We start from the raw sequence: 4,814 nt of genomic DNA, 5'->3' as shown, positions 1-4,814 counted from the left end.
TTGGCGGTGTCCCACAACGCGTTCGGCCGATTACGGTCCTGATATTCCCGCACCGAACACTGTTCGAAATGCCGGACGTGGAGGGTCACCGTGCGCCGATGCATCGCCCTGACCGCCGTAGTCGCCCTGACCGCCGTCGCGGTCGCCATCCCGGTCCCGACGGCCAGCGCCGCGACCACGATCACCATCAACGGCACCGCCGCCGGCCGGACCTTCGACGGGATCGGCGCGGTGAGCGGTGGCGGCGGCAACAGCCGGCTGCTCATCGACTATCCCGAGCCGCAGCGCACCCAGCTCCTGGACTACCTGTTCCGGCCGAACTTCGGCGCGGCCATGCAGCTGCTCAAGGTGGAGATCGGCGGCGACACCTACTCCACCAGCGGCGCCGAGCCGAGCCACCAGCACTCGGCGAGCGACCTGGACTGCAACCGGGGCTACGAGTGGTGGCTGATGGAGCAGGCCAAGGCGCGTAACCCCAACATCAGGCTGGCCGGCCTGTCCTGGGGCGCGCCCGGATGGATCGGCAACGGGAACTTCTGGTCCACCGACATGATCAACTACCTGGTCGCCTGGCTGCGCTGCGCCGGCCAGGACGGCCTGACCATCGACTACCTGGGCGGCTGGAACGAGCGCGGCCGCGACCTGAACTGGTACGTCAACCTGAACAACGCGTTGGACGCCAACGGTTTCGGCAACGTGCGGATCGTCGCGTCGGACGACTCGTCCGGCTGGTCGGTCGCCGACGACGCCGTCAACAACACCGCGTTCCGCAACGCCGTCGACGTGCTCGGTGTGCACTACGTGTGCGGCTACCGCAGCGCGCAGACCAACTGCCCCAGTTCGGCCAACGCTTTGGCCACCGGAAAACCGTTGTGGGCCAGCGAGAACGGCTCCGACGACTACAACGCGGGCGGCGCCGCCCTGGCCCGGGGCATCAACCGGGACTACATCGACGGCCGGATGACCGCCTACATCAACTGGCCGGTCATCGCCGCCGTCTACCCCAACCTGCCGTTCCCCACCATGGGCGTCGCGCTCGCCCCGCAGCCGTGGTCGGGCGCCTACTCGGTCGGCCGCAACGCCTGGGTGATGGCGCACACCACCCAGTTCACCGCGCCCGGCTGGCGCTACCTCGACTCCGCGAGCGGTTTCCTGTCCGGCAACCGCAACATCGGCAGCTACGTCACCCTGCGCTCGAACACCACCGGGGCGTGGAGCACGGTGATCGAGACCACCGGCGCCACCGCCGCCGAGCCGTTCACCTTCACCCTCACCGGCGGGCTGACCACCGGCGCCGTCCGGGTCTGGTCGACCAACCTGAACTCCAGCAACCCCAACGACCAGCTGGTGCGCGGCGCCGACCTCACCCCGTCCGGGTCCACCTACACGATCACCCTGCAACCCGGCCGGCTCTACACGCTGACCACCACCACCGGCGGCGGCAAGGGCACCGCGACCGGACCGGCGCCGGCGTCGTTCGCGCTGCCCTACAGCGACAACTACGACGGCTACCCGGCCGGCCGCGAGGCCCGATACCTGGCCGACCTGCAGGGCTCGTTCGAGACCACCAACTGCGCGGCCGGGCGAGCCGGCCGGTGCGTGCGCCAGATGGCGCCGCGCGCGCCGATCACCTGGTCCACGTTGTCGGACGCCTACACGTTGCTCGGCGACGTCAACTGGGCCACCTACACGGTCAGCACCGACGTGCTGCTGGAGTCCGCCGGCTTCGTCGAACTGCTCGGCCGGGTCGGCACCCAGGCCGCGTTCAACCCGCCGGGGCTGAACTCCTACCGGCTGCGGGTGAGCAACACCGGCGCCTGGTCCATCCGCCGCACCAACACCTCCGCCCAGGTGACCACGCTGGCCAGCGGCACGGCGCCGGCCCTGGGCACCAACACCTGGCACACGATCTCGTTGGCGTTCAACGGCAACACCATCGCCGCCCGGATCGACGGCAGCACCGTCGGCACGGTGACCGACGCGACGTTCCCGTTCGGACAGGTCGGGTTCGCCTCCGGCTGGAACTACCACGTCCAGTTCGACAACCTCAGCATCACCGGGCAGACTCCGCCGCCGGCCGTCAGCGGACCGCTGCGCAACGTCGCGGCCAACCGCTGCCTGGACGTCAGCGGCGGCAGCCAGGCCAACGGCGCCCAGGTGATCATCTGGGACTGCAACGGCGGCAGCAACCAGCGCTGGACCGGCACCGCGAGCGACGAACTGCGGGTCTTCGACAGCAAGTGCCTCGACGTGCTCAACCAGGCCACCGCGCCGGGCTCGGCGGTGAGCATCTGGGACTGCAACGGCGGCACCAACCAGAAGTGGACCCTGGCCGCCAACGGCACGCTGGTCGGCCGCCAGTCCACGCTGTGCCTGGCGCCGAGCGGCGGTGCCACCGCGAACGGAACGACGGTCGTCATCGCCACCTGCACCGGGGCGGCGAACCAGCAGTGGAGCCGGTCCTGATGATCATGATCATCCCCTAGAATCGGTAGCTCGCCCACACAGCAGGACACCCCTTCTCCGAATCATCGGAAGGAAGCCTGATGGATGCTGAGCGAGTTCCGGTCCTGATCGCCGGTGGCAGCCTGGTCGGACTGTCCGCCTCGATGCTGCTGGCCGCCCGCGGCGTCGACCACGTTCTGGTGGAACGCCACCCGGGCACCGCCATCCACCCGCGCGCCGCCATGTTCCACCAGCGCACCATGGAGATCTTCCGCGAGGTCGGGCTGCAGGAGGAGGTCGAGGCCGCCGCCGAGCGGGAGTTCGTGCAGAACGGCGCGATCGTGGCGGTGGAAAGCCTGGCGGGCAGGGAACTCAAGTACTTCTTCCGTTCGGTCAACGACGGGGTGGAGCACCTCAGCCCGGGCACGCGGGTGTTCATCACCCAGGTCGGCCTGGAACCCGTGCTCCGCAGACGGGCCGCGGAACTCGGGGCCCGGCACCACTTCGGCACCGAACTGGCCGGCTTCGAACAGCGCGCCGACGGTGTGTCCTGCGTGCTGCGGCCCCGGGCCGGCGGCCCGGAGCGAACCGTGCTGGCCCAGTACCTGATCGCCGCCGACGGCGCGCACAGCGCGGTCCGGCAGCGGCTGGGCATCGACCTGCTCGGCTGGGGCGCCTTCGCCGACTGCGTCACGATCTACTTCAAGGCCAACGTGAAGGACCTGATCGGCGAGCGCAACCTCAGCGTGGTCTACGTCAACCACCCGGAACTGCTGGGCTTCTTCCGGTTCGCCATCACCTCGGACTCCGGGTTCCTGGCGGTGTTCTCCACCACCCGGCCGGACGGCACCCAGGACCGGCAGGTGGGCCGGGACCTGAGCGCGGAGCGGTGCGCCGGCCTGGTGCGCACCGCGCTCGGGGTCTCCGACCTGCCGGTGGAGATCGACAACGTGCAGCGGTGGGACGCCACCGCCGCCTACGCCGCGCGCTACCGCGACGGCCGGGTGTTCCTGGCCGGGGACGCCGCGCACGTCATGCCGCCCACCGGCGGGTTCGGCGGCAACGCAGGCGTCGCCGACGCGCACAACCTGGCCTGGAAGCTCGCCATGGTGCTGGACGGCGTCGCCGGGCCTGCGCTGCTGGACAGCTACGAGGCCGAGCGCGCCCCGATCGGCCGGATCACCACCGAGCAGGCCTACACCCGGTACGTGCTGCGGGTCGATCCGTCGCTGTCGGACGACGGTCTGGCCGGCCCGGTGGACGATCCGTCGATCGAGCTGGGCGCGCTGTACTCCTCGGCGGCCGTCGCGCCGCAGCCCGAGGACCCGCCGGAGCTCGATGATCCGCGCCAGCCCACCGGCCGGGTCGGCGCCCGGCTCCCGCACCTGCCGGTCACGCTGGACGGGGCCACCGGCTCCACACTCGACCTGGTCGGCCCGGGTTTCACGGTGCTCGCCGGCCCGGAGGGCGAGGCGTGGTGCCGGGCCGCCGCCGCGGTCGCCGACGCGCTGGACCTGCCGCTGACCGCGCACCTGGTCGGGCCGCTGGTCGACCGCGCCGGCGCGTTCCCCGCCGCGCTCGGACTCCCGCCGTCGGGCGCCGTCCTGGTCCGCCCGGACCGGGTGATCGCCTGGCGCGGCGCGCATCCCGGCACCGCGCCCGACGAGGAGCTCAAGCGGGTCCTGTCGGCGGTCCTGGCCAGGTAGGCCCGGCTGTCAACGCGTTGTCAACGCATTGTCAACACCGCGGCACAGGGTGTGTTCGTCAGCCAGCCCCGATAGAGGAGATGGTTCCCATGGCTGTTCGGGCAACTCTGGTCAGAGCCGCGAAGACCACCCTGGTGGGACTCGCGATCGTGGCGGGCGCGGTGGCCGCGCCGGGTCTCGCCTCGGCGGCGCCGGCCGACGACGGGCCGATCCTGGCGCCCGCGCCCATCGTGCGCATTCCCCCGCCGGGCGTCTGGCAGTGTTCCGACTCCCCGTGGGCCAACGGCGGCGGCGTGGACTTCTACTGTGAGGTCGGGGCGGGCATCACGGTCACGGCGGCCATCGAATGCTCCGACGGGCGGGTCTACTTCCGCCAGGTGGCGGGTCCGGCCGCGCAGGGCTTCAGCCTGTGGTGCCGAAACGGCGCCTGGGTGACCAACTACACCGTCACCGACTGAACAGTGACCGACTGAACCGCGACCGACTGAACCGTGACCGACTGATGCCCGATTGGCCGGCATCCGGGGTCCGTGCGGCCCCGAATGCCGGCCATGGAGTTCGCGGTGCTGGGACCGGTGGAGGCATGGCACGCCGGCCGGCGGGTGGCCCTCGGCGGCGTTCAGCGGCGCTGTGTGCTCGCCATGCTGCTGCTCGAGCCGGGCC

General features: G+C 71.2%; 3 protein-coding genes. All 3 read left to right on the top strand.

All coding sequences use genetic code 11. The features are described from left to right. Positions 1-90: 90 nt before the first annotated feature. Entirely contained in the window at positions 91-2,466 is a 2,376-nt protein-coding gene (locus tag VFO68_RS16785) for a ricin-type beta-trefoil lectin domain protein (RefSeq protein ID WP_325159234.1), read from the top strand. An 80-nt stretch (positions 2,467-2,546) separates the two neighbouring features. After that, positions 2,547-4,151 carry an FAD-dependent monooxygenase gene (locus VFO68_RS16780; RefSeq protein ID WP_325159233.1) on the top strand — a complete coding sequence of 535 codons (1,605 nt, stop codon included), beginning with the start codon at positions 2,547-2,549 and terminating at the stop codon, positions 4,149-4,151. Between the two features lie 89 nt (positions 4,152-4,240). After that, a complete protein-coding gene (locus VFO68_RS16775; RefSeq protein ID WP_325159232.1) occupies positions 4,241-4,609 on the top strand; it encodes a hypothetical protein in 369 nt (122 codons plus the stop codon). Positions 4,610-4,814: the final 205 nt, after the last annotated feature.

The sequence above is a fragment of the Actinophytocola sp. genome (assembly GCF_035712165.1).
Lineage (GTDB): Bacteria > Actinomycetota > Actinomycetes > Mycobacteriales > Pseudonocardiaceae > DASYTH01.
Note: the sequence above shows the minus strand (reverse complement) of the source record. Positions and strands in the feature narration are given on the sequence as shown.

Coding starts and splice junctions, on each gene's coding strand:
- VFO68_RS16780 (WP_325159233.1), top strand. CDS start 2,547: ATGGATGCTGAGCGAGTTCCGGTCCTGATCGCCGGTGGCAGCCTGGTC.
- VFO68_RS16775 (WP_325159232.1), top strand. CDS start 4,241: ATGGCTGTTCGGGCAACTCTGGTCAGAGCCGCGAAGACCACCCTGGTG.